Here is a 24,757-nt window from a genome sequence, read left to right on the forward strand (position 1 = left end):
TGAATTTTTTACTTAGTTTTGTCGCTGACCGTAATATAGGAGAGTCGGATGCAGTTTCGTTTTTACTGTGACCTGGCAGCAAAGAGTACGGACACACCAAGGAAAAAAAGGATAAAGAACATTCAGTAATAATTTTAAGTTTAACGCAAAAGAAAAGTCTATGAAAAGAATGACGCTATTCTTCCTTTGCTTGCTTACGAGCATTGGGTGGGCCATGGCCCAGAATAGAACCGTGAAGGGTACAGTTATCTCCTCCGAAGATAACGAGCCGCTGATCGGTGCGAATGTCGTGGTTGTAGGTAATGCCACTATTGGTGCAGCAACTGACTTGGATGGTAACTTCACGTTGAGTGTACCCGCCAATGCCAAGACGCTGCGAGTGTCTTACTCTGGTATGACCACAAAAGAGGTCGCCATCGCTAACGTGATGAGGATCGTATTGGATCCTGATTCCAAGCTTTTGGAACAGGTGGTAGTTCTTGGCTATGGTACGGGGCAGAAGTTGAGTACGGTTTCTGGATCTGTTGCCAAAGTTTCCAGTGAAAAGCTTGCAGAGAAGCCCGTTGCCAACATCATGGATGCTCTCCAAGGTCAGGTGGCAGGTATGCAGGTTATTACTGGTTCCGGTGACCCCACGGCTGTTGCCTCAGTGAAGATTCATGGTAGTGGATCTCTTACTTCGAGTGCAGCCCCGCTTTACATTGTGGACGGTGTGCCTACAGATTTGGGTGTTGTAGCTGGGATGAATCCTAATGACTTTGAATCGTTTACGATTCTTAAGGATGCTTCTTCTACGTCAATCTATGGTGCTCGTGCTGCCAATGGTGTTATTGTGATCACAACCAAGCGTGGAAAGATGGGAGAACGTAACCGTGTTACCTTCAACGCCAGCTATGGAGTGTCTTCCATTATCACTAAGAAGCCGTTCGAGAACATGATGAGTGGTGACGAGTTCGCTCGTTGGCAGTATAGCGTTGGCTATGCTGCGGCAAACCAATACAGCACGTTTGAAGATTGGAAAGATCATATCATCGCAGATGCAAGTCAGGCTTTGGCCGACTATTCACCCTATCTTGCCGACCAGATACAGAAGGGCATACTCAATCCCATCAATTTCAATCAAGATACAGACTGGGTTGGCTATCATTTCCGTACAGCTCCTACTATTCAAGGTGATGTTTCTTTCCAAGGAGGCTCTCAAGGTACTTCTTATTTTGCTTCTTTGGGTTATTTTGACCAAGAAGGTATTTCTCGTTCAGAGTCTCTTTTGAGACGTTATACCGGTCGTCTTAACCTCGAAAGCCGTATAAACGATTGGCTTAAGATTGGAACTAATGTTTCCGCTGCTCTCGCTAAAAGACGTGCTTCTGGTTTCTCAAGTAATGCGTATATCACAGAAGGTTCATTTGCAGCTATGGTTGCTGCTCCCTATCTGAATCCCTACACTTCCTCTGGTGATTTTGCGGACGCGTATTATATGGACTTCTCAGACAAAGTAATGTTGGGTATTCCTTATCGCGATAGCTATCGTCCTTATAACCGCGAAGCCTACCAGGCGACGATGAGTGGATATGCACAGTTTACTCCGGTAAAGGGGCTGACATTGAAGGCTCAAGCTGGCTTTGACTTTATGCAAGAGCGTACATCGGCTAAAAAGTTGCCGAATGATCCGTTGGCGTCAGATCCTTTGGGAACAAGTCGCGAACGATTCTATCACTATTTGACCAAGACGTTCACGAATACAGCTGAGTATAAGTTTTCTGTAGAAGATAAGCACGATGTAACGCTTTTGGCTGGTCACGAGTTTATTGATTACGAATATGACATGTTCGGAGCTTTTGGACAGGGTTATGAGAATCCTAAATTCATGATGTTGAGCCAGGCAAAGGCTGGTAATTATCTGACTTTGCCCGAACAAGCTAAGGCAGAATATGCATACCTTTCTTTCTTCGGCCGTGCAAGCTATGGCCTTGATAAGTGGCTTTATGTAGACCTCTCTCTCCGTAATGACAAATCTTCTCGTTTCGGTGCCAATAAGCGTAATGCAATGTTCTATTCGGGTGGTCTTATGGTGGATGTTTTCAATAAGTTCATCCAAGAAAGCACTTGGCTCAATGATCTTCGCTTTAAGATGAGCTATGGTACGACCGGTAACTCTGAAATGCTAAACTATACTTCAGGTGCACCTGAATACTATGCTCACTTGCCTCTTGTAGGTAGCAATCCTTATACGGATAGTGGCTTGGGCCTTTCTGTAGCTACGCCGGGTAACCCGAATCTCTCTTGGGAGCAGCAATCACAGTTCAACGTAGGTGTTTCTGCCGGATTCTTTAATGGAAGACTTACCGCAGAGGTTGATTTCTATGTTCGCGCTACGGATGATATGCTTATCGAGGTTCCTCTGCCTTATTTGAGCGGTTTTACGGCGCAGCTTCAGAACGTAGGAGCTTTGAAGAATACGGGTTTTGACATCACAGTGGGTGGTGACATCGTTCGTACAAAGGACTTCAAGGTTTACGGCTCTGCAACCTTCAACTACAACAGAGAAGAGATCACTCGTCTATTCTCAGGTCTTGATCGTTATGTGCGCGATGGATACAGCTATGCTTGGATTGTAGGCAAGCCAACTGTATTTTATGTGGCCGAATATGCAGGTGTCTACAAAGAACAAGGTGGCGAAAACTATGTCGACGCTGAAGGTAAACCTTTCAAAGGCGGTGACCAAATGTGGTACGTCCCTGGCGAATACAATGCTGATGGCAGCCGTAAGGTCACTAATGTATATTCAGCAAGTCTCGCACATGCTATTGAAGACAAGGCTCTCAATCCTCCTGTAACAGGTGGTTTCTCTCTTGGAGCATCGTGGAAGGATCTCTCTTTGGATGCAGACTTTGCATACATCATCGGTAAGTGGATGATCAATAACGACCGTTTTTTCACAGAGAATACTTCTTCTGGATTCAACTTTACTAATAAAGACAAATCCATCCTCAATGCATGGACGGCAGATAATCCTACTTCAGATGTTCCTCGTATCGGACAGCAAATGCAGTTTGACTCTCGTCTTCTCGAAAATGCTTCTTTCCTCCGATTGAAGAATCTGAAGCTGACCTACAACCTGCCTCAGAGCCTCTTTGCAGGTCAGAAAGTTCTTTCTGGAGCTCGTGTTTACATGATGGCACGCAATCTGCTTACTGTTACTAAGTTCAAAGGATTTGACCCCGAAGCAGGTGCAAACCTGTCTATGAACCAGTATCCCAATACTAAGCAGTACATGTTTGGCGTTCAGCTATCTTTCTAATGTAATCCACTTAAAAAGAAAATTTGAAAATGAAAAAGATATTTAATTTTGCAGTGGCTGGTTTGCTGCTTGTCTCAAGCTTTACCGCTTGTGACTTGGATCGCACTCCCTACAATTCTGATATCCAGCAGCCCTATGAGGACATGGCCACCACGCTGCAGTACCGGGACGGATTATATTCGATTCTTCGGGATGCAGAACAGCCCAATAGATACACCCTTTCAGAATATATGTCGGACATGTACGCTGTAATGCAGGGTGATGGCGGTCACGCAACACCTTATGTAACTTGGAATGTTTCTCGAATCGAGTCTGCAGACCATGCGGAAAACTACTACTTTTATTTTAATAGATTGATCCAGCAGGCTAATGCTTTTGTTGGTAACGTGACCAAAGCATATGCTGGTGGCATCTATAAAACAGAAGTAGATAAAGCCAATGCGCTTATTTATTTGGCAGAGGCCAAGACTTTACAGGCTTTAGCTTTGTACCGTCTTATGGAGCGTTTCGCTTATCCCTATGATGCAAATGCAACTACTTCTCCTCAGAATTTAGGCGTTGTTTTGGTAAAGGAATACGATCCATGGGCAAGTGGTGCACGTGCAACCCAAAAGGAGACGTATGATTACATCTTGAGTCTGCTGAACGAAGCTATTCCTGCATTGGCAGAAACAAACAGCAACAACATCTATGTCAGTCGTGACTTCGCACTTGGCGTACGTGCTCGTGTACATATGCTGATGGGAAATTATACAGATGCAGCTGCTGACATTAGAGCGTTCTATCAGAAGTACAACCTCATTTCTGTAACTTCTGCTGACGATTTTGCTGCCGCATATAGAAAAGCCAGTGCAAATCCCGAACTCATCTTCCGTGGTTATGCATCTGTAACGACTGGTAGTTTCACTTACCAAGATTTGACAGGTGCATCTTTGGTTGGTAACAGTATTCGCTACAATCCTCGTGTTACTCCTCTGCAGTGGGTTTGTGATCTCTATAATGACGCAGACTACCGTAAGAGTACTTATATCTTCAAAGGTGTGAATGGAGATGGTGGCAAGGGTTATGTAGTGTCTAAGTTCCTCGGGGATCCTGACTTGCGAGAAGATTCTTCGAAGGAAAATTTCAGAATAGGCTGCCGTTTCTTCTCTCTTGCTGAAGCGTATCTTATCCTTGCAGAAGCTGACATTATGACCGGCAATACCGCAGAAGCGATGGAGCTTCTCAAAAAGTTGAGTAAGTCTCGTGGTGCTGAAGTTTCGGGCACAGACTATATGCAGATACTGAAGGATGAGCGTACTCGTGAGTTGATCGGTGAAGGTTCACGTCTTAATGACTTGATCCGTTGGAAAATGGATGTAGTAGTATCTCCGGTTCAAGCAATCCTTCATAAGATTGCCACACCGAAAGTTCTTGATACTCCGGATCCTACTCGCGTCCCTGCAGGATTCTATGCCTTCACTTGGGAAATACCCAATCGTGATCTCACAGTGAACACAGCTCTCGTTCGTAACTGGCCGAAACAATAAGATATAACTTATTGAATTTCTATAAAGGTTGGGGCATCTATTGTGATGCCCCTTTCTTTTTTGAGGAATGCGCATTCTTACAATATGTGCACCTCTATGTCAAATTTGGAGGATGCACTCTAAGTTCTTCATCGATATAACTCCCAAACAGCTCGCTATGATTGAACAGAAATTAAACAATAGAACACCCTTCGAACGTTTCTTCTTAAATTTAAATTAGTGTTGCACTTATCAGTGAAATGTGCAGGATATGAAAAATACAGTTTTTATACAAACGATTATCGTAGTAGTTGTTTTTTTGTATCTTGTCGGCGGATGATAATATCTCATATAATGTCAACCCTAAAACAGAAAGAAGATGAAAAATTTTTTGTTAGGAATTTTTTTGGTCGCGACGATGTTCTCTGCAGCTAATGCGACAGATGTTACCAAAACTTCAAGAGTTGTTAGTGTCTCAACAGTTACAAATGTGGCAAGTGTAGCTTATCTTACCAACTTTTACTGCCTAGATCTTGGAGATGGTCTTGTTCAGGTGACGGTTTTCTGCTCAGATGGTAGATCTTGTATCTTTAATTTGAAGATCCAAGGAAATTATCATGATCCAAACAATGTAGCAAATCAAGCGAGAATTGCAGCAAATAGATTCTGTGAATCTGGTCGCCCGTGTATCGTGGGGACTACACAGCCATTCTCGAAAGGGGTGGAAGCTCAAAAAGATACAATGAAGTAACCCTTTCTTCCGATCTTTGGGGCTGTTTGATCCATCGTGAGCTACTCACAGATCAAGCAGCCCTTGATCGTTTAAAGTATATGACAATGAAATTCTATCGACTTGGAATCGGCCTCCTCATTATATCGTTTAATTTGCTCTGTTCCTTTGCCCAAGAGGTTACTTTGGAGGGTTTTAAGATTGATACCCTCAAAAAAGATTTTTTGGATAGATGTGTTTTGCGTGTCTATTATGACACAACAATAAAGCAAGATACGCTTGACGAGAATGTAAAGAGAGGGGTAACCCTGCTCCAGATAGGAAAGAAATCAAGCAAATTTGTCGATTTCTTCCAGCATTATACCGACTCCTTGCATGATCAAATGGCAAGAAGAATGGAGCATCAAGCCATAGCGAGTGAAGTCGCGAGCTACCAATTCTCGCTTTTTTCTAAGATTGTTTTCAGGAATCAGGTTTTTAGGGATTATCCGACCTTGGGGCGCAATGTAGTACGGCTTGGAACCGAACTTGGCGAATTCTATTCTTATGACGAAGAACAAGTCTCGTTTGATTGGGATACTACTTCTAAAGAGGAGAAAATAATCCATGGTTATAGGTGCCATAAGGCAACCTGTATATATGGAGGACGAGTCTATACGGCATGGTTCTCGCCAGAACTTTCATATAAGTTGGGGCCGTACGTTTTCGGGGGCTTGCCCGGCTTGATCTTTGAGATTGCCGATGCTGAAGGAGAATTTGTTTTCTCACTGAGAGCGATTATTCCGGAAAGAGGTAATGAAGATCCTATATTTTGGATCCGTAGTAGTAATGAGTCTTTTGGGAATAAGGAACAGGCTTGGAGACAGATTATAGAAAGGCATCGCAACATCCTTTTTGAGATTGACGAGGGAAAATTCATCAAGGAGGAGATACCCTATAATCCTATTGAGCGGTATTGATAGATCGCGGGACGAGAAATTTCTCTTCTGCAACGAGTGAAGGCCCCAATTTAGGCGGGGTTTGATTGTCTACTGCTTGTTTACTTCGCATATTCTCGTGCCTAAAAACTTATCCACAACGAGGATTCGTTTAAACTTGTTTGGACTCATTCTAAATAAGTAGTAGTTGGAATGGCTATCTGATGAGCTGTAAGAAACGGAAAAAGAGGTTCCAACAGCCAAAAACCGATTCTTAGGGCTTAGGATGATGATCTTTATAAATCCTAATTTCAATATTTATAAATATCGTTTTCAATAATTATGATGTTAGACTGTAAACTCATAAAGATTGGAGATGGATTTTATAAAGGTTACATACTCTGAAAGCTTGCTTGAGTAGACCGGAATGAAAAACCCCGTTGCATTCGATGCCGAATGCAACGGGGTTATGCTTGGTAATATCTATCTGCGTCTATTCCTCCTTATCTACCTTGTTTCTGAATGAATTCCCTCTCTGTCGCGCAGCATAGCCTCGCAAGCAAAGAAAAGAGATGGGCACCGGACAAGTCCCGCAAGTTGCTAATAGGCTTCTATGTTTCCTCATTGTCATCATTTACTGTCCGTAGTTTCGTTTCGGTTTGGAAAGAGCTTATATTTATATGTAATCTTGTGTACTCTGGAAATCATCCATTGCCGACGTGCAAATGTAGCAAAAAGGGAGCTTTCTCACGAACTGCATATCTAAGCCAAATCCGCATTTATGCTATTAGGCGCGAAAACATTTCTGCTCGGAATCCTCTTCTTAGTATATCTTTGTTGTGTGCTCTTGTGGTGGAACAGATCTTGCAGTCGCTGATTTTTATTGGTTTCTCCTTTGATGCGGCAGGTTACTAACATATTGGCTGATGAAACGTGCTGAACGAAACGACATAACTTCCCTCTTTCAAAGTCATGCAGGTGTGCAGGCATTGACCAAAGCTCTTGAGAAGGAGCGGTTCATTGCGCTGGATGGCCTGCGGGGCTCCTCTCAATCTATTATAGTCCATGGACTCCGAAGTCGGAATCGGCCGATCCTCTGCATCGCTTCCGACATGGAGGAGGCCGGTTATTTGTATTCCGATCTTGAGCAATTCGGAGGGGAGGGTACTGCGCTATTCTTTCCCTCGTCTTACAAGAGGGCTGTCAAATACGGTCATACCGATTCGGCTCAACAAGTGCTGCGTGCCGGGACCTTAGCAGAACTATCAGGACAGGGAAACTGTCCGCTCATCGTCTCCTATCCCGAAGCGGTGGCGGAGTGCGTCGTAGCCGTAGCGACGTTGGAGCGCGAAAAGCAAAGCATCCGACAAGGTGACCGTTTGGATCGGGAGTTCGTACGCGAACTCCTCGTTCAATGGGGATTCGAACGCACAGACTATGTGTATGAGCCCGGCCAATTTGCGATGCGTGGGAGTTTGCTTGATGTCTTCTCTTATAGTCGCGAGCTGCCGATGCGTATCGACTTCTTCGACGATGAAGTGGAGAGTATTCGTCTATTCGAAGTGGAGAGTCAGCTGTCCGTTCAGACGCTGACTGAAGCCCTTCTGATGCCCGATGTGGCCGGAGACGAACATGCCGAGGAAAGTTTTCTCTCCATCCTGCCGAAGGATACCATCATCGTGCTTCCCGACAGATCTTTTCTGGAGGAGCGTTTCCAGAGCATTTATACGGATCCGCCCCTGTTCGATGACGGCGAGGGCTTCGCCTCTTTGGAGGACATGCAGCGTAAGCTCACGCCGCCGAGCACGCTCATGAGCGGGCTGGAAGCGTTTTGTACGATAGCTGTGGGGAGCGGTCGAAGCGGCAACTATAGAATCGGCTTTCGCATGCAGTCGCAGCCGCTCTTTCATAAGAACTTCGATCTCCTCATTGATCAGCTGGATGAATGGAAAGAAGCCGGATACAAACTCCTGCTGGCGACTGCCTCGGACAAGCAATACGAGCGGGTGGGCGAGATATTGGCCGAGCGTGGGCGAACGGATTTGCTGCCTGAGCATCTGTCCGTGACACTGCATGCCGGATTTACGGACGAGACAGCGCGTCTGGCCGTCCTGACGGATCATCAGCTATTCGACCGTTACCACAAGTACAACCTCAAGAGCGACAAGGCCCGCTCGGGCAAGGTGACGCTCTCGCTCAAAGAGCTCAATCAGTTCAGCACGGGAGATTACATCGTGCACATCGATCACGGCATCGGTCAGTTCGGCGGCCTTATCACGATGGACACGGGAGGTAAGCGGCAGGAAGTCATCAAGCTGATCTACCGCAACAACGACATTATCTTCGTCAATCTGCACAGCCTCCACAAGCTGTCCAAGTATAAGGGTGGAGAGAACGCCACGGGCGTAGAGCTGAGCCGCCTGGGCTCGGGTGCTTGGCAGAAGATCAAGGATCGCACGAAGACACGCGTCAAGGACATTGCCCGCGATCTCATCCGTCTTTATGCCCGCAGACGGGAGGAGAAGGGCTTTGCTTTCAGCCCCGACAGCTACCTGCAGCACGAATTGGAGGCTTCGTTCATCTACGAGGACACGCCGGATCAGGAACGTGCGACCACAGAGGTAAAGGCTGATATGGAGAGCGACCGACCGATGGATCGGCTTATCTGCGGCGATGTCGGATTCGGCAAAACAGAGGTGGCCATACGCGCTGCCTTCAAGGCTGCGACTGATGGCAAGCAAGTCGCCGTCTTGGTCCCCACCACGGTGTTGGCCTATCAGCATTACCGCACTTTCAGCGAGAGGCTCCGGCAGTTTCCCGTGCGGATCGAATACATCTCACGAGGCCGATCGGCCAAGGATGTCAAAGCCGTGCTACACGATTTGGCAGCGGGGCAGATTGATATTGTCATCGGCACGCACCGGCTTGTGAGCAATGATGTGCACTTCCGCGATCTCGGTCTCCTCATTATCGACGAGGAGCAGAAGTTCGGCGTTGCGGTCAAGGAGAAACTGCGCAAACTGCAGGTCAATGTGGACACGCTGACGATGTCGGCCACCCCCATCCCGCGAACGCTACAGTTCTCGCTGATGGGTGCGCGCGATCTCTCCAATATCAGCACACCACCGCCCAATCGTTATCCGATCGCCACTGAATTGGCACGCTTCAGCCCCGACATTTTGCGCGAAGCTGTCAACTTCGAAATGTCGCGCAACGGGCAGGCCTTTGTCGTGCACAATCGCATTGAGAATATAGAAGAGATAGCTGCCATCATCCGCCACGAGGTGCCGGACGCACGCGTAGCCGTCGGGCACGGACGTATGGCACCGGCCGAGCTGGAGCGCCTCATTCTGGACTTCGTCCACTACGAATATGACGTGCTCGTGGCCACTACGATCATAGAAAACGGTATCGACGTGCCCAATGCGAATACGATCATCATCAACGATGCCCACCGCTATGGCCTCAGCGAGCTGCACCAGCTCCGCGGTCGAGTGGGCCGGAGCAATAAGAAAGCCTTCTGCTATCTGCTGAGTCCTCCTTTGGGCGTGCTGCCGGACGATTCGCGCCGCCGTCTGCAAGCCATCGAAAACTTCAGCGACCTCGGAAGCGGCATCCGGATTGCTCTGCAGGATTTGGACATAAGAGGGGCAGGCAATGTATTGGGTGCCGAGCAGAGCGGCTTCATCGCCGATCTCGGTTACGAAGCCTATAGCAAGGTCTTCGACGAAGCGGTGCGAGAGCTCAAGGCCGAGGAGTTTGCCGAACTGTATGCCACCGACGAGAAGGCCAAGGTGTCGGCAGCGCAGTTCGTCGTGGAGACGACAGTGGAGAGCGATATGGAGCTGTCATTTGCCGAGGACTACGTCCCGTTGGATTCGGAGCGAATTCTGTTGTATCGCGAGTTGGATAATCTCTCTACGGATGAGGAGTTGGAGGCTTTCAGGGAGAGGATGAAGGACCGCTTCGGACAAATACCGCCCGAAGGGGAGGAGCTGATCCGCGTGCCGCATCTGCGCCAACTGGGGCGTTCGCTCGGGATCGAGAAGATTGTGCTGCGTGGCGGACAAATGAGCCTGCATCTCATCAGCAAGGAGGACAGCCCGTACTATCAGAGCGAGGCCTTCGGCCGACTGCTTGCGTACATCGCTGCACATACGCGTCGGTGCGAGATCAGGCAAACGGGAGGGAAACGAATCGTGCGAATCCGAGAGGTGAATGACGTGCTGACAGCTTGCGATGTTTGTAAAGCCATTGCCACTACTGATGCGTAGCGTAAGAATTTACGAGAGCTTATTATTCCGACCCTGTAGAAGCCTTCGGACTTCTGCAGGGTCTTCTCTTTGGTACGGATGGGTATAATCAGATTGCGTAGACGGAGCGATGTAACGGCCTAAGAACCGATCGTAGGCATACGATGCCTCCCTGCACGATGCAGGAGACCGGCGTAGGCGTACGACGCCTTCCTGCACGATGCAGGAGACCGGCGTAGGCGTACGACACCTTCCTGCACGATGCAGGAGACCAGCGTAGGCGTACGACACCTTCCTGCACGATGCAGGAGACCGGCGTAGGCGTACGACGCCTTCCTGCACGATGCAGGAGACCAGCGTAGGCGTACGGTGCTTATTGAAACGCGCTAATTGTCAGCGACTTATGCGCGATTTGCGTAAGTCGTATTTCCAAGGCGATATTTCTTGTCCGGATGGATGATGTCGGGGTTTTTCTGAGCGATTTCGCTCGGGTACACCGGCATGTCAGTCTCTGAAGGGATAGAGTTGCAAGCCGATTCCCAGGTCCCAACCTCTGTATGGGGCGGAAGTTTTGTCGAGAACGATCGTCTGTGAGCGGACTTTTTTGTGCAGATGATATTGGGCACGCCCCAATTGGTAGCCGACGAATACTTCTACCCCCATTCTGTTTGTGAGCTCTTGCGCCATACCAACGCGGAATATAGGCTGAAAGCCGGAGCGTCGATGCAGCTCGAAGGACATCTCTTCCGTTTCTCCTTCCTCTCGAGTGAAGTCTGTCGGGATCAATACCGAAGGGACGAAGGCGCCCCATACCGATGCCGACGACCAAGGACGCCAATGTGCTCCTACGCTCAGCCCGACAGAGATGGCCGGAGCCACATAGGTTTTTGCCGGTCTGCCCCCGTCTCGCAGATGCAATTTCTCGGTGGATACGTTCAGGAGCGTGCCGAAACGCATCCAGCGCGCAAAGCTCGGATGGCAGCTTGCCGCGAGTGTGACGCCGAAAGCATCGGCTCGCTCCACGACCGTATTGCCTTCGTGGATAAGCTGCCGAATGTGTCTGTTGCCGGCGGCTACCGTAATGGCTGCCGACTGCAGCGTCCCTTCCTGCCGTTGGGTAATGCTGTAGTTGTACCCTGTGGGGGAGCGGAAGAGCAGGTCGCTGATCCAATAGCCCATTTCGGCGGCAAAGATCCCGACGGCAGCCCCACAAAGTACATCGCTGGCCCAATGTCTGTTGTTGGCGATGCGGCTCAGCCCCGTGAGGGAAGCCATCGTATATCCGGCCACGCTAATCCACGGACAGCGTTCGCCATACTCCAAATGCAAAAGGGTGGCGCTGGCAAAGGCCGTGGCCGTATGCCCCGAAGGGTAAGAATTGGCCGCCGTCATATCGGGGCGCAACCGTCCGAAGGTAGTCTTCCCCACATAGACAAAGCCCGCCATCAATCCCATACCGAGCGCATCGGACAAGAGCATCTTCCCCCACGTGTCGCTACGTCCTCGGTAACCGACGGTGCGGAGTGAGAGTTGTGTGGCCAACGGGATGAACTGGCTCACGTTGTCCACCTTGGTATGGAAAGAATGTGCTCCCGTGAAGCGCAGTTCGCGGATGTTGTCGTCCACATTGATGGAGAGGGCGGAAGCCGCCACCAGCGGAAGCCCGTGCTTGAGTGTGCCGTTGAAAGGCTTGTGATGATGGATGCTGCGTAGCGGAGTGGCTCGTGCGGCCGAATCGGCCACGCCGACTGTGTCCGTCTGGGCGCAGACGTGGAGGCAAAAGAGTGATAGGAGAATAAAAAGAAGAAGACTCTTCCGTTTCATTGATAATCAAGCCTCCCCTTATCCGACGGTGACGATCGGCAACACCGTCTCAGCCGGGAGGTTCGGACGTGTTTGTCAGTTCTTATTGTGAGGTATATCGGACTCTGCAGCTTTCTTGCGAATCCTTGCATAGTGGAGACAGAACGGAGCGATGCCACAGTCGTCGCACTTCGGTTTCCGAGCCAGACAGATGTACCGCCCATGCAAGATGAGCCAGTGATGTGCCCGGGGGATCAGCTCTTCGGGTATATGACGCACGAGTTCGCGCTCAGTCTCCAGCGGAGTCTTCGAATTAGTCGTCAGTCCTATCCGATTGGACACGCGGAATACATGCGTGTCCACGGCCATCGCCGGTTTGCCGAAGACGACCGAGGCGATGACGTTGGCCGTCTTGCGCCCTACGCCGGGGAGCTTGGTCAGCTCCGCCACCTCAGCCGGCACGACTCCTCCGAAGTCCGACAGGAGCATTCGTGCCATGCCGGCCAGATGCTTGGCCTTGTTGTTGGGATAGCTGACACTGCTGATGTAGTGGAGCAAGTCCTCTGCCGAAGCACGTGCCATGTCCTCTGCTGTGGGATAGGCACGGAAGAGTGCCGGCGTGACCATATTGACGCGCTTGTCGGTGCACTGAGCCGAGAGGATGACAGCAACCAAGAGTTGGAAAGGGTCTTGGTAGTGCAGCTCCGTATCGGCATCGGGCACGTGACGGGCAAACCAGTCGATCACAGCCTTGTATCGTTCCTCTTTACGCATCGGATGGGGACTCTCTGAGAGGGGGATTAGTGAACGCTCTTGAACTGCTCCAAGAAGTGGAGATCGTTCTCGGAGAAGAGACGCAAGTCTTTGACGCGATACTTGAGGTTGGTGATACGCTCGATACCCATTCCCAGCGCATAGCCGCTGTACACCTTGCTGTCTATGCCGCAATTGTCGAGTACGTTCGGGTCCACCATGCCACAACCGAGGATTTCCACCCAGCCCGTATGCTTGCAGAAGTTGCAGCCTTTGCCGCCGCAGATGTTGCAAGAGATGTCCATCTCGGCCGACGGTTCGGTAAAGGGGAAGTAGGACGGGCGCAGACGTATCTTGGTATCGGGGCCAAACATCTCTTGCGCGAAGTAGAGCAGTACCTGTCGGAGGTCGGCAAACGAAACATTCTTGTCCACATAGAGCGCCTCCACCTGATGGAAGAAGCAGTGGGCGCGATAAGAGATGGCCTCGTTGCGATAGGTGCGCCCCGGGCAGATCACGCGAATGGGGGGCTGCGTCTTCTCCATCACCCGGCTCTGCACACTGGAGGTATGCGTACGGAGGATTACATCGGGGCGGTACTCGATGAAGAAGGTGTCCTGCATATCGCGCGCCGGATGGTCCTCGGCGAAGTTCATCGATGAGAATACATGCCAGTCGTCCTCTATCTCGGGGCCGTCGGCTATGCTGAATCCGAGACGGGCAAAGATGTCGCATATCTCCTGCTTCACCAGGGAGAGGGGATGGCGCGTGCCCAATCGCGTGGGATAGGCCGTGCGGGTGAGGTCCAGCTCGTCCGCAGCATCGCTTGCTGCACCGGCCTGCACACGCTCGCGGAGGGCATTGATATGCTCTTGGGCGCGAGTCTTCAGCTCGTTGAGCATCTGGCCGATTTGTTTTTTCTCCTCGGCGGGCACGAGCCGGAAGTCATCGAAGAGACGAGCTATCACGCCTTTCTTACTGAGATACTTGATGCGCAGGGCTTCTGTCTCTTCGACGGAAGCGGCCACGCTCTGGCTTATTTCGTGTAAGAGTTGATTGATTTTTTCTTTCATATCGTTACGATACAAGTGCTGATATTGGGATATAGAAACAAAGGTAGAGGTTTTTTCCATTATCTTAGGCGCAACATATTAGTAATGGCGCGGCTATCTCGCGATTTTTCGTCCGATGTGCCGCCTCCTATCACAATAGCAAAATGATGAAACGTACCATTATCACGATCTCCCTCTTGGCTGCTGCCGCACTCATGTACGGGGGATGCAAATCGAATCAAACGACCAGTCCTACAGCAATGACACAGACCGAAAACCCCAATGCTCAGTCCGGAACGTCCTACCAACCCGCCATGATGGGCGGAGAGGATCAGTCGGGACGTATAGAGAACGGCACAGCTTCCATGGCTCTCGCCCCCATCATCATCTACAAGACGCGTGGCGACTACAAGAATTTGGTGCCCATCACGCTCACGCCCGACAAGCAGCACGTGGTGGCTCGTCCCGCTCCGTCGGATCTCCTGATAGGCGATGGCCTCAGCACACCGATAGAGCTTGCCGATGGCTATCTGTTGGACCGCCGCGGCGTGGGACCCACCTCGGCATTCGTGAGCTATACTTACGAGCAGTATTTCGCTATCAAGGGTATCCCTTCGGAGCACGACTTGCTCAACCACATCGTAGATGCCGATCCGTTTACGGAAATGTACCGATGCGACCGCAGCCGATGCAATCCGCATGACATCTCCTCCATGAATGCCTACATCAAAGCCGGCAAACCCGGAGCGGTAAGGCTCAAAAAATAAGACACGCATTTCTCCGAAAAATGCGCGCCACAGGGGGATGAGAACACGCGCGTAAACTTTTTCGATTTGACGCCATTTCTCAAAAGTTTTGGCGCCAAATCGAAAATGAAATGGCGCGGCTTTTGGCAAGACAATGGCGCAGTAATTTCGGATTTATCGGCACGAAAAATCCGAACAAGCCCTCAAATCAACGCTGCAGTACCGCTGTGGCGGCAAAAGCGGAGTGCAGAAACATAGATTAGAAGGACATGAAGACGATTCAAATACAATACTACCAATCGCCCTGCGGGGAGCTGATACTCGGATCCGTGGAGGAGAAGCTCTGTATGTGCGACTGGGTGGCGAAAGGGCGTCGGGAGGTTATCGACAGCCGACTACAGCAAAGACTGTGCGCCACCTACGAGGAGAGTCTCTCGCCCGTCGTCGCCAAGACGATATCCCAATTAGACGAATACTTCGACGGTGAGAGGACCACCTTCGACATTCCGCTCCTCTTTGCCGGCACAGCCTTCCGACAGCGCGTGTGGGAAGAGTTGGTGCGCATCCCTTACGGGGTCACGATCTCGTATGCCGCGCTCGCACAGCGGATAGATCACCCGACGGCTGTAAGGGCCGTAGCGAATGCCAACGGAGCCAATCCGATCTCCATCCTCGTACCCTGCCACCGCGTCATCGGCAGCGACCACAGCCTCACGGGTTACGGCGGCGGGCTGGACAAGAAGGAGTTTCTGCTCCGCCTCGAAAGAGCTCTATAGGCATCCGCATAGTTTGTTGACGAGGCTTTTCTGCCTAATACGGAAGATGTCCTCCATTGAGATCCTTCCATGATTTTTATTTTTCATGGAGGTTATGTTCTGCCTTCTCTGAGTAATGAAAAGAGAAAGCAGCGGTGGTGACACCCAGGACTATGATATGCCTGACGACAACCGTCGCAGTGTCTGTCGGCTGCGAGCATAAAAAGAGAGGAGCAAGGCACCGTGCCTTGCTCCTCTCTTTTTATATTGGAATCCTAAAGGGATTATTGACGTCCCTCTGTCGTAGTGTTGGGCGAAATCTTCTTGACCAAACCTTGGAGTACGGTTCCGGGGCCCAGTTCCATGAAGTAATCAGCACCGTCTGCAGTCATGTTGAGTACGCTCTGTGTCCAACGTACCGGTGCTGTCAGCTGTGCTATCAGATTCTTCTTGATCTCAGCAGGGTCCGTTACTGCCGAGGCTGTAACGTTCTGATAAATTGGGCAGACGGGGCGGCTGATCGTAGTCCCTTCGATGGCTTTGGCCAGTTCTTCGCGAGCAGGTTCCATTAGCGGAGAGTGGAAAGCTCCACCTACAGCCAATTTGAGAGCACGCTTGGCTCCGGCTTCTTTGAGGAGCTCGCAAGCCTTGTCCACGCCTTCCACCGAACCGGAAATAACGATCTGGCCGGGGCAGTTGTAGTTGGCGGGCACTACCACTTCGTCAGTGACCTGTGCGCATATCTCCTCTACCTTCTCATCGGGCAGACCGAGTACGGCCGCCATCGTAGAAGGACGTATCTCGCAAGCCTTCTGCATAGCCATGGCACGCTTGGAGACGAGACGGAGACCATCCTCGAAAGTCATGGCTCCTGCAGCCACAAGGGCAGAAAATTCGCCGAGTGAGTGGCCTGCCACCATGTCGGGACGGAAGTCTTCACCCATCGTCTTGGCCAGAATCACCGAGTGAAGGAAAATAGCCGGTTGGGTTACTTTGGTTTCTTTCAGCTCTTCGGCTGTGCCGTTGAAGAGGATGTCCGTGATGCGGAAGCCCAGAATCTCATTGGCTTTTTCGAAATAGGCTTTGGCTTCGGGGTTCTGTTCGTACAGATCTTTACCCATGCCGACAAACTGTGCTCCCTGTCCGGGAAATACAAATGCTTTCATCTGTTCTTGTCTTATTGTCTTTGTTTACGATCACTCTCTGCCATCACGATACTCTTCTTACCCATAAAGGAGTACCTAAAAGTACCGGAGGTACAGAGGTGAAGGGAATGATTATACTTGTTCTAATACTTTCGTTAGTATCTCCCATGTGCGGGCTACGGATTGGATGTGAACCATTTCGTCCGGAGAGTGCGGGAAGCGGATTTCGGGCCCTACGGATATCATGTCCATATCCGGCATGGCTCCTTGGATGATGCCACACTCTAGTCCTGCGTGCATGACGAGTACTTCGGGTTTCTTGCCATAATAGTTTTCGAAAGCGTGGCTCATCACATCGAGGATGTGTGACTTGATATTGGGCTGCCATCCGTTGTATGAAGCGTCGAACTCTACTCGTGCTCCTGCCAGAGAGAAGGCACTCTCAATAGCTGATGCCACCCACATTTTGCGCGATTCGGAAGAGCTGCGCACGAGGAAGCGAACGGACACTTTGCCATCCTTAGCCGTGATCAGTGCTAAGTTGGTAGAAGATTCTACCGTGCCGGGGAAGTCTTGTAGCATGGATTGGGGACCATTGACGCAAGCCTCTACGGCATTGATGAGGGCGTCATGGATCTCCTCGGGCATAATAGCCTTAGGGCATTCGATGCGGCCGGCTTCGAACTTGATATTCTCTTCTATACCATTGAACTCCTTGCGGAAGAGGTCTTGGTAGTCGGATACGAGTTCCCACAAGGCTTCTGCATCATCTTCTTGTATGGTGATGACTGCAAAGGCTTCGCGAGGAATAGCGTTGCGGAGCGAGCCTCCCTCTATCCAAGCCAGACGGGCACCGTAGAATCCGATGGCTTCTTTGAGGAATCGGGCCATGAGCTTATTGGCGTTGGCGCGGCCAAGGTGGATGTCCACACCGGAGTGGCCGCCTTTGAGTCCTGTGAGCGATACCTTCACGCCGATCTCTTCGGGAGAGGCGAGTTCTTCTTCCTTATATTCGAGTGAGACATTGACGTCCACACCTCCGGCACAGCCTACGAAGAGTTTGCCTTCGGCTTCAGAGTCGATATTGATCAAGATGTCTCCACGGGAGAAGCCCGGCTTGAGTCCGTTGGCTCCATCCATACCCACCTCTTCGTCGATAGTGAAGAGAGCTTCCAACGGGCCGTGCTTGAGCGTATTGTCTGCCATCGCGGCCATTGCGTAGGCTACGCCTATGCCGTTGTCGGCTCCGAGTGTAGTGCCCTTGGCTTTCACCCATTCCCCGTCAATATAGGCGTCAATGGGGTCTTTGGCGAAGTCATGCTTGGTATCGGAATTCTTCTGAGGCACCATATCCAAGTGAGCTTGGAGGGTGACGATAGGTTTGTTTTCCATTCCTGCAGTGGCAGGTTTGCGGATGATTACGTTGCCCACTTCGTCCTGCTCTGTCACTAGACCGAGCTTTTTGCCGAAGTCGAATACGTACTTGGTCACTTCATCCATCTGTCCTGTCGGACGAGGTATTTGCGTCAGGTCATAGAAGTAGTCCCAGACGGCTTGGGGTTGGAGGTTCTTGATCTCTGTTGCCATAACTATGAAAAGTATTTTAGGTGGATGTTATTTGTTTGATTGAGTTATGCGATTGTAGTTCTTATTGACGAAGGGGAGTAGCCCGATGGCTACGAAGCCTACGGCCGTCGTCCATATCGTCTGAGTCGTGTGCACGACCAATGCAAAGGCTCCGGCATCTTCTTTGGTGACGCCGAAGGCTACAAGCGAAGCTATGACCATGAAGTGCCACGGCCCTACACCTCCTTGTACGGGGACGGCCACGGCTATACTGCTCATCGCAAAGCTGATAAGCCCTACGCCCATACCCAGCGACCGAGTGAAGTCGAAAGCAAAGAAAGTGGTGTAGAAGTAGAAGAAGTAGCCCACCCAGAGGAGGATGGAGTAGAGGATGAAGAGCCACTTGCGCTCCATAAGCCAAATGGAACGCAGGCCTTCTAGTATGCGTCCGATGAGTGTTACGATCTTACGGATGGGGCCTACGTGTGAGAGGTATTTGTACAGCAGGAAAAAGATGATACCGAGGCCGATGATGGCTACATACAGCCAAATAGAATTGAAGATGGCGAAGAAGCCTTGCGTGAGCTGCGGATTGCGAGCAAAGAAAGCATCGAAGAAGCCTTGGAAACCCATCATGATGCCAAGGGTAATGAGTCCCACCGTCACCAAGTCCATGATACGATCCATAAAGAGCGTGCCCAACAATTGGGGGAAGGGTATCTTCTCGTAGCGGCTCTCCTCGGCACAACGCCAAAACTCGCCGGCACGTGGTAGCGCCATATTGACGGTATAATTGCCCAACGTAGTAAGGATAGCATTGATCTTACGGGGGTGAGGTGTTGCGATAGGCTCGATGAGAAGCTGCCAGCGCAGGCCACGGATGCAGTTGGCTACGAGGCCGAACAAGAGGGAGAAAGCGATGATATAATAGTTGACGCCATCCAAGACGATCTTTCCGATGGCCGAGAAGTCCATTTTGCGGTACACCAACCACAGGAGTAAGCCGCCTATAGCAAGGGGTATGAGTACCTTGGCAACGGATTTCCATTTGCTGGTGCTTGCTACCGACTCTATATCTTGCTCTGTATTATTAGTCATTCAGTTTTGTGCTTATCTTGACCAAACTATTTCTTATTTAGATCGCTGAAAGTATGATAGGACAAAAATAACAATCAAAATATCGTACCTTAGCATTTTCTAAACAACGCAAATATAAGAATTTATATTCATGACACGAGTCAAGGCGAAGAAGGCCCTCGGCCAACACTTCCTCTGCGATCTCAGTATAGCCGAGCGGATCGCAGATACCCTCGCAGAGCATAAAGAGCTACCTGTCTTGGAAATTGGACCCGGGATGGGAGTACTCACACAGTTTCTCTTGCGCAAAGGGCATGATGTACGCGTCATCGAAATCGACAAAGAGTCGGTCTCTTATTTGCAGGAAGAGTTTCCGGAGTTATCCGGTCGCATCATAGCCGGTGACTTCTTACACTATCCCTTGGAAGAACTCTTTCCCGAGGGTGGTCAGTACTGTCTCATCGGTAATTATCCCTATAATATCTCCAGCCAAATCTTTTTCCGTTTGCTCGAAGTGCGAGAACAGATACCCTGTTGCTCCGGCATGCTCCAGCGTGAGGTCGCTATGCGTTTGGCATCTCCCCCCGGGAAGAAGGATTACGGTATTCTCAGTGTCTTGCTCCAATTGTGGTATGATGTGGAATATCTATTCACAGTGGATGCACAGGTTTTTGATCCCCCGCCCAAAGTACAAAGCGGTGTCATCAGACTCGTTCGCAACGAGCGCAAAGAATTACCCTGTAGCGAGAAAGCTCTGAAGACGGTGGTCAAAATAGCTTTCGGACAGCGTCGCAAGACGTTGCGCAATTCGCTCAAGAGTATGATCCCGACGGGATTTGACAAATTGGACGATCCTGTTTTCGGCCGACGTCCCGAGCAATTGTCTCCGGATGAGTTCATCGCACTCACACTTATGCTACAGGCATAACACACTTCGTTTTTTAGCCAGAAACCCACAACGTTATGGACTTCACGAAAGAATATCTTCATAACCTACGAGAGATCATCGACCAAAAGCGCGATGCCGAGGCTCTCGAACTCATGAGTCGGCTTCACCCCGAGGATATTGCCGATCTATACGATGAGTTGGATCTTGACGAAGCGGTTTATCTCTATCTCTTGCTTGATGGAGAGAAAGCCGGTTTGGTACTCCTTGAGTTGGATGAAGATGAACGTAACAAGGTTCTCGAACAGATTCCATCCGAGACCATTGCCGGCAAGTTCGTCGGCAATCTGGAGACCGACGACGCTGCTGAGCTGATCCGCGAATTGGATGAAGAGCAGCAGGATGAGATCCTCAGCCAGGTGACGGACATCGAGCAAGCAGGAGACATTATCGACCTGCTCAAGTACGAGGATGATACGGCCGGTAGTATCATGGGTACGGAGATGATCATCGTCAATGAGAACTGGAGTATGCCCAAGTGTATCGATGAGATGCGTATGCAGGCCGAGGATGTGGACGAGATCTACTATGTCTATGTGATAGATGACGAAGAGCGTCTGAAAGGTGTGCTGCCGCTCAAGAAGCTGATCACAAGCCCTTCTGCCTCGAAGATTAAGTATGTGATGAAAGAGGAGCCGATCTCGGTCAAAGACAACGACCCTATTGAAGAGGTGGCGGAGAAGATAGAGAAGTACGACCTCGTAGCCCTGCCTGTTGTGGACAGCATAGGTCGTTTGCTGGGGCGTATCACCATTGACGACGTCCTCGATGAGATTCGTGAGCAGCACGAACGTGACTATCAGTTGGCTTCCGGTATCTCGCAGGACATCGAGGCTTCGGACAAGGTCTATATGCAGACGGCAGCTCGCCTCCCGTGGTTACTGATCGGTATGGTGGGCGGACTGACCAATTCGATTCTGCTGGGTGGATTCGACTCCCTATTTGCTTCAAACCCCAAGATGGCACTCTTCATTCCCCTGATCGGTGGTACTGGTGGCAATGTGGGTATCCAGTCCTCGGCTATCGTGGTACAAGGGTTGGCCAATAACAGCCTCAAGCAGGCCAAGCTCTGGAGTCTTGTTGTCAAGGAGTTTATCGTTGCGCTTATCAATGCTTCCATCATCAGCTTGGTTGTTTTCCTCTTCAACTATTTCTTTCTTGGTGATGTTCTCGTGATGTCTGCCGTGTCCATCAGCTTGTTTTCTGTGGTTTTGTTTGCCAGCATATTCGGCACCCTTGTCCCGATGATGCTCGATAGGCTGAAGATCGATCCGGCCATTGCCACCGGCCCCTTCATCACCATCACCAATGACCTCATCGGGATGATGATCTATATGCTCGTGGCTACGGCCTTGGCGCAAGCATTATAATCTGAAAAATAAGGAAGAGCACAGCACCCTATGGGAATCGTCGAGCGCCAAAGCATCAAAGGAACGTTGGTCAGCTATGTGGGAGCCTTTATCGGCTTTCTGACCACTTTCTTGATTATTACCGAATTCCTGACTCCCAAGGATATCGGCCTCACCCGCAATATCGTCGAGGCTGCGACGCTCATCAGCAGCTTCGCGCTCTTGGGACTCAATTCTTCTGCATTCCGCTTCTATCCCTACTTCCAGAATGGAGACCGAGAAGCGTCGCCCGATGGCGTGCGCGACAATGGTTACTTCTATTATATGATGACGGTGGCATCGGTCGGAGGCATCCTGATGTCCCTGCTGATGCTATTGGCCAAAGGCCCCTTTGTCGCCATGTTCAGCCGCAATAGCCCGGAGTTGGTGGACTTCTACTATGCCATCATTCCGCTTTTTGTCTTCATGCTCTTCTGGTTGGTGTTCGAATTATATGCCACCCAATTGATGCGGATAGCCATCCCCAAGTTGATTCGCGAGGTGGTACTCAGATTGCTACTCATAGGCGTTTACCTGCTCTATGCCTTCCGTTTTGTGAGTCTGGAGCTGTTCATCTCCATCTTTATTGCGGCCTATGCCCTATGTATGCTGCTGATGTTGGGGTATATCCGACGCATTGGTCGGGTCAATCTGCGGCGCAATCGGGGTTTCCTCACGCCGGAGCTCAAACGCAACTTCCTCCGCTATACCCTCTTTTACGTTGTGGCAAGCATCGGCAGTAAGCTGAGTAGCCGTTTGGATCTTTTTATGGTCAGTTCTCTGGATGAGGGCGGACTCGATTCGGGCGGTATATTCTCCATTGCTTTCTATATGGTGGCCGTTGTGGAGATTCCCTCTCGTTCGCTCCTCAGCGTCTCCACGCCGCTCATGGCGGAAGCGATGAAACGGAACGATTTGGCCAAGGCCGACGAGCTTTTCAAACGTGTCTCCCTGCATCAACTGCTATCGGGCGGACTCATCTTCCTCCTCATTTGGTTCAATATCGACAGCATCTTTGCTATCCTGCCCAATGGACATCTCTATGCTGCAGGGAAGTACGTAGTCTTCTTTTTAGGCATGGCCAAGATGATCGAGATCCTGCTGAACTATGGCAATCCCATCGTGAGTTGCTCCAAGTACTATCATTGGAATCTCTACTACACCTTTCTGGTTACCATCTTGGCCGTCCTCACCAACCTCTGGCTCATCCCCATCCTCGGTATCAATGGAGCTGCCATCGCTACGCTTATCACCACATTCTTGAGTTATGGCGTGCAGCAATTTATGATCGGTCGCAAGCTCCATGCTTCGCCTTTCTCGCCGGCATTGTTCCGTCTGGTTGCTCTCTTTGCCCTCCTTTTCGGTCTCAATGCTCTGATACCCCACGTTACCTCTCCGTGGATCGACATCCCGCTTCGTTCGATTCCCATCGGGCTGGGTGCTCTTGCAGCAGTCTATGCCCTGCGCATCTCACCTGAATTTGGTAGAGCAGTAGATAAATGCCTCCGTCGCCGATGAGTCTCCTCCGACAAATTACCTCCCGTCTCTACGCCAAGTCCCCGAAGCGACTGCAATATGCCATCACCGAGGGGAAGCGTTCCTTGCGGCGACTGACCGTTGAGCCACGACTTATCCGCGAAGCGCAGGCTCGCATAGCCCGACAGAAAGAGGCGTTGGCTGGTCGGGAATCACTCTCCGTCGTCTTCTTGGCTGTATACGACTCTATGTGGAAGTACGATGCCCTTTTTGCAGCGATGCGGCAGCACCCGCGCATTCGTCCGACTTTGGTTGTCTGCCCTGCGGACAATTTACCTGTCGATGAGCGGGAAGCTCTCTTGCAGAAGACGCTCAGCCATTTCCGTTCCAAGGGTTTCGATCCTGTCTCTGCCTGTCAGGCGGATGGTGAGATCCGAGATATACGGACGGATTTCGCTCCGGACTTTATCTTTTATACTACTCCGTACGATATTCAGCTTCCACCGGCTCTGCGTCAGCGAGCTTTCCCCGATGTTCTCTCTTGTTATGCCCTCTATGGTTATCCGTTGGAGGAGTATCCCGACTGGTACGACTTGCTGTTTCACAACCTCTTGTCCTATTACTTCTTGGTTTCGGAGGAGGATTTGCGCATCTATTCACGTCTTTCCCGATTGCGAGGGAGCAATGGGGTGGTGAGTGGGGCACCGCTTTTCGATGCTTTCCGACAGGCGATGGATCGACAAGACCGATTGGAGGATGACGGACTGCCCCTTGTCATTATAGCACCGCACCATTCTATCGAACCGTGGGGCTACAGTCTCTCCAACTTTCTGGATTATGCCGATGCTTTCTTGCAGCTGGCGCAGAAGTATGAGGGGCGGCTGCGATTTGTCTTCAAGCCTCATCCCATTCTCAAGACCAAGCTCTACAACTTAGATAGCTGGGGGCGTGAGCGAACAGATCGTTACTATCAAGCATGGAACGAAATGCCCCACACTGAGCTGAACGAGGGTGCATATATCGAACTCTTCTGCCGTTCTGCCGCGCTTGTGCACGACTGTAGTGCCTTCACTGTAGAATACCAGATAACGGGACGTCCTGCCCTCTTTATGCGGAAGAACGGCCGACTCCCTCACGGACTCAATCGGGCTGCACAAGAGGCCTTTGCCCTCCATACTCTGGCCGACAGCGTATCCGATATCGATGCTTTCTTGCAAGGCATTGCCTCGCATCGCCCCGACCCCTTAGCCGAACGACGTCAAGCCTTTATCCACGACTATCTCTTGCCTGCAGACGGTCGCACCGCATCCGCCACCATCATCGAGACCCTCCTCTCCTAGT

General features: G+C 50.6%; 17 protein-coding genes. 11 read left to right on the plus strand and 6 right to left on the minus strand.

Features of this window, described 5'->3' with window-relative positions; all coding sequences use genetic code 11:
- Positions 1–214 precede the first annotated feature (214 nt).
- The 5 genes from C7382_RS00835 to mfd all read left to right on the plus strand — a co-directional run bounded on the left by C7382_RS00835 (position 215) and on the right by mfd (position 10,730).
- Entirely contained in the window at positions 215–3,301 is a 3,087-nt protein-coding gene (locus C7382_RS00835; protein ID WP_243405611.1) for a SusC/RagA family TonB-linked outer membrane protein, read from the plus strand.
- 29 nt (positions 3,302–3,330) lie between these two features.
- Positions 3,331–4,830 carry a RagB/SusD family nutrient uptake outer membrane protein gene (locus C7382_RS00840; protein WP_116678418.1) on the plus strand — a complete coding sequence of 500 codons (1,500 nt, stop codon included), beginning with the start codon at positions 3,331–3,333 and terminating at the stop codon, positions 4,828–4,830.
- A 358-nt stretch (positions 4,831–5,188) separates the two neighbouring features.
- Positions 5,189–5,560 (plus strand): hypothetical protein, encoded by a 372-nt coding sequence (locus C7382_RS00845; protein ID WP_116678419.1) that lies wholly within the window; start codon positions 5,189–5,191, stop codon positions 5,558–5,560.
- Positions 5,561–5,646: 86 nt separating this feature from the next.
- Positions 5,647–6,498 carry a GLPGLI family protein gene (locus C7382_RS00850; protein WP_165815101.1) on the plus strand — a complete coding sequence of 284 codons (852 nt, stop codon included), beginning with the start codon at positions 5,647–5,649 and terminating at the stop codon, positions 6,496–6,498.
- Positions 6,499–7,382: 884 nt separating this feature from the next.
- On the plus strand, positions 7,383–10,730 hold the full coding sequence (gene mfd / locus C7382_RS00855) for a transcription-repair coupling factor (protein ID WP_243405612.1): 3,348 nt from the start codon (positions 7,383–7,385) through the stop codon (positions 10,728–10,730).
- 483 nt (positions 10,731–11,213) lie between these two features.
- Here the strand turns inward: mfd and C7382_RS00860 are convergent, their stop codons facing one another.
- The 3 genes from C7382_RS00860 to pheS all read right to left on the minus strand — a co-directional run bounded on the left by C7382_RS00860 (position 11,214) and on the right by pheS (position 14,338).
- Entirely contained in the window at positions 11,214–12,533 is a 1,320-nt protein-coding gene (locus C7382_RS00860; RefSeq protein ID WP_116678422.1) for a phosphatase PAP2 family protein, read from the minus strand.
- Between the two features lie 75 nt (positions 12,534–12,608).
- Positions 12,609–13,286, minus strand: coding sequence for an endonuclease III (nth, locus tag C7382_RS00865; protein WP_116678423.1), 678 nt, complete (start codon positions 13,284–13,286; stop codon positions 12,609–12,611).
- Between the two features lie 26 nt (positions 13,287–13,312).
- On the minus strand, positions 13,313–14,338 hold the full coding sequence (gene pheS / locus C7382_RS00870; RefSeq protein ID WP_116678424.1) for a phenylalanine--tRNA ligase subunit alpha: 1,026 nt from the start codon (positions 14,336–14,338) through the stop codon (positions 13,313–13,315).
- Positions 14,339–14,481: 143 nt separating this feature from the next.
- Here pheS and C7382_RS00875 point away from each other — a divergent pair, with 143 nt between their 5' ends.
- Together C7382_RS00875 and C7382_RS00880 are read left to right on the plus strand one after the other, a co-directional pair.
- On the plus strand, positions 14,482–15,084 hold the full coding sequence (locus tag C7382_RS00875) for a hypothetical protein (protein ID WP_243405613.1): 603 nt from the start codon (positions 14,482–14,484) through the stop codon (positions 15,082–15,084).
- Between the two features lie 248 nt (positions 15,085–15,332).
- Complete coding sequence (locus C7382_RS00880) at positions 15,333–15,839, plus strand: methylated-DNA--[protein]-cysteine S-methyltransferase (RefSeq protein WP_116678425.1); 507 nt, start codon at positions 15,333–15,335, stop codon at positions 15,837–15,839.
- A gap of 263 nt (positions 15,840–16,102) precedes the next feature.
- Here C7382_RS00880 and fabD read toward each other — a convergent pair whose 3' ends face one another.
- From fabD to C7382_RS00895, 3 genes are all read right to left on the minus strand, one after another.
- Entirely contained in the window at positions 16,103–16,984 is an 882-nt protein-coding gene (fabD, locus tag C7382_RS00885; protein ID WP_116678426.1) for an ACP S-malonyltransferase, read from the minus strand.
- 111 nt (positions 16,985–17,095) lie between these two features.
- Entirely contained in the window at positions 17,096–18,550 is a 1,455-nt protein-coding gene (pepD, locus tag C7382_RS00890; protein WP_116678427.1) for an aminoacyl-histidine dipeptidase, read from the minus strand.
- A 27-nt stretch (positions 18,551–18,577) separates the two neighbouring features.
- Positions 18,578–19,627 carry a lysylphosphatidylglycerol synthase transmembrane domain-containing protein gene (locus tag C7382_RS00895; RefSeq protein ID WP_116678428.1) on the minus strand — a complete coding sequence of 350 codons (1,050 nt, stop codon included), beginning with the start codon at positions 19,625–19,627 and terminating at the stop codon, positions 18,578–18,580.
- A 130-nt stretch (positions 19,628–19,757) separates the two neighbouring features.
- On the opposite strand from C7382_RS00895, the gene rsmA reads away from it, so the two are divergent.
- Genes rsmA through C7382_RS00915 form a run of 4 tightly spaced genes read left to right on the plus strand, consistent with a single transcriptional unit; the run spans position 19,758 to position 24,756 of the window.
- On the plus strand, positions 19,758–20,534 hold the full coding sequence (rsmA, locus tag C7382_RS00900) for a 16S rRNA (adenine(1518)-N(6)/adenine(1519)-N(6))-dimethyltransferase RsmA (RefSeq protein WP_116678429.1): 777 nt from the start codon (positions 19,758–19,760) through the stop codon (positions 20,532–20,534).
- Between the two features lie 35 nt (positions 20,535–20,569).
- Positions 20,570–21,922 carry a magnesium transporter gene (gene mgtE / locus C7382_RS00905; RefSeq protein ID WP_116678430.1) on the plus strand — a complete coding sequence of 451 codons (1,353 nt, stop codon included), beginning with the start codon at positions 20,570–20,572 and terminating at the stop codon, positions 21,920–21,922.
- 30 nt (positions 21,923–21,952) lie between these two features.
- Entirely contained in the window at positions 21,953–23,458 is a 1,506-nt protein-coding gene (locus C7382_RS00910; RefSeq protein ID WP_116678431.1) for a polysaccharide biosynthesis C-terminal domain-containing protein, read from the plus strand.
- Positions 23,455–24,756 (plus strand): hypothetical protein, encoded by a 1,302-nt coding sequence (locus C7382_RS00915; protein WP_116678432.1) that lies wholly within the window; start codon positions 23,455–23,457, stop codon positions 24,754–24,756. Before C7382_RS00910 ends, C7382_RS00915 begins: the two co-directional genes overlap by 4 nt.
- Position 24,757 lies beyond the last annotated feature (1 nt).

The organism is Porphyromonas loveana (assembly GCF_003096695.1).
GTDB lineage: Bacteria > Bacteroidota > Bacteroidia > Bacteroidales > Porphyromonadaceae > Porphyromonas > Porphyromonas loveana.

What these genes read in the sequence shown, in the direction of transcription:
- C7382_RS00835 (WP_243405611.1), top strand. Translation starts at nt 215, where the DNA reads ATGGCCCAGAATAGAACCGTGAAGGGTACAGTTATCTCCTCCGAAGAT.
- C7382_RS00840 (WP_116678418.1), top strand. Translation starts at nt 3,331, where the DNA reads ATGAAAAAGATATTTAATTTTGCAGTGGCTGGTTTGCTGCTTGTCTCA.
- C7382_RS00845 (WP_116678419.1), top strand. Translation starts at nt 5,189, where the DNA reads ATGAAAAATTTTTTGTTAGGAATTTTTTTGGTCGCGACGATGTTCTCT.
- C7382_RS00850 (WP_165815101.1), top strand. Translation starts at nt 5,647, where the DNA reads ATGAAATTCTATCGACTTGGAATCGGCCTCCTCATTATATCGTTTAAT.
- mfd (WP_243405612.1), top strand. Translation starts at nt 7,383, where the DNA reads ATGAAACGTGCTGAACGAAACGACATAACTTCCCTCTTTCAAAGTCAT.
- C7382_RS00860 (WP_116678422.1), bottom strand. Translation starts at nt 12,533, where the DNA reads ATGAAACGGAAGAGTCTTCTTCTTTTTATTCTCCTATCACTCTTTTGC.
- nth (WP_116678423.1), bottom strand. Translation starts at nt 13,286, where the DNA reads ATGCGTAAAGAGGAACGATACAAGGCTGTGATCGACTGGTTTGCCCGT.
- pheS (WP_116678424.1), bottom strand. Translation starts at nt 14,338, where the DNA reads ATGAAAGAAAAAATCAATCAACTCTTACACGAAATAAGCCAGAGCGTG.
- C7382_RS00875 (WP_243405613.1), top strand. Translation starts at nt 14,482, where the DNA reads ATGATGAAACGTACCATTATCACGATCTCCCTCTTGGCTGCTGCCGCA.
- C7382_RS00880 (WP_116678425.1), top strand. Translation starts at nt 15,333, where the DNA reads ATGAAGACGATTCAAATACAATACTACCAATCGCCCTGCGGGGAGCTG.
- fabD (WP_116678426.1), bottom strand. Translation starts at nt 16,984, where the DNA reads ATGAAAGCATTTGTATTTCCCGGACAGGGAGCACAGTTTGTCGGCATG.
- pepD (WP_116678427.1), bottom strand. Translation starts at nt 18,550, where the DNA reads ATGGCAACAGAGATCAAGAACCTCCAACCCCAAGCCGTCTGGGACTAC.
- C7382_RS00895 (WP_116678428.1), bottom strand. Translation starts at nt 19,627, where the DNA reads ATGACTAATAATACAGAGCAAGATATAGAGTCGGTAGCAAGCACCAGC.
- rsmA (WP_116678429.1), top strand. Translation starts at nt 19,758, where the DNA reads ATGACACGAGTCAAGGCGAAGAAGGCCCTCGGCCAACACTTCCTCTGC.
- mgtE (WP_116678430.1), top strand. Translation starts at nt 20,570, where the DNA reads ATGGACTTCACGAAAGAATATCTTCATAACCTACGAGAGATCATCGAC.
- C7382_RS00910 (WP_116678431.1), top strand. Translation starts at nt 21,953, where the DNA reads ATGGGAATCGTCGAGCGCCAAAGCATCAAAGGAACGTTGGTCAGCTAT.
- C7382_RS00915 (WP_116678432.1), top strand. Translation starts at nt 23,455, where the DNA reads ATGAGTCTCCTCCGACAAATTACCTCCCGTCTCTACGCCAAGTCCCCG.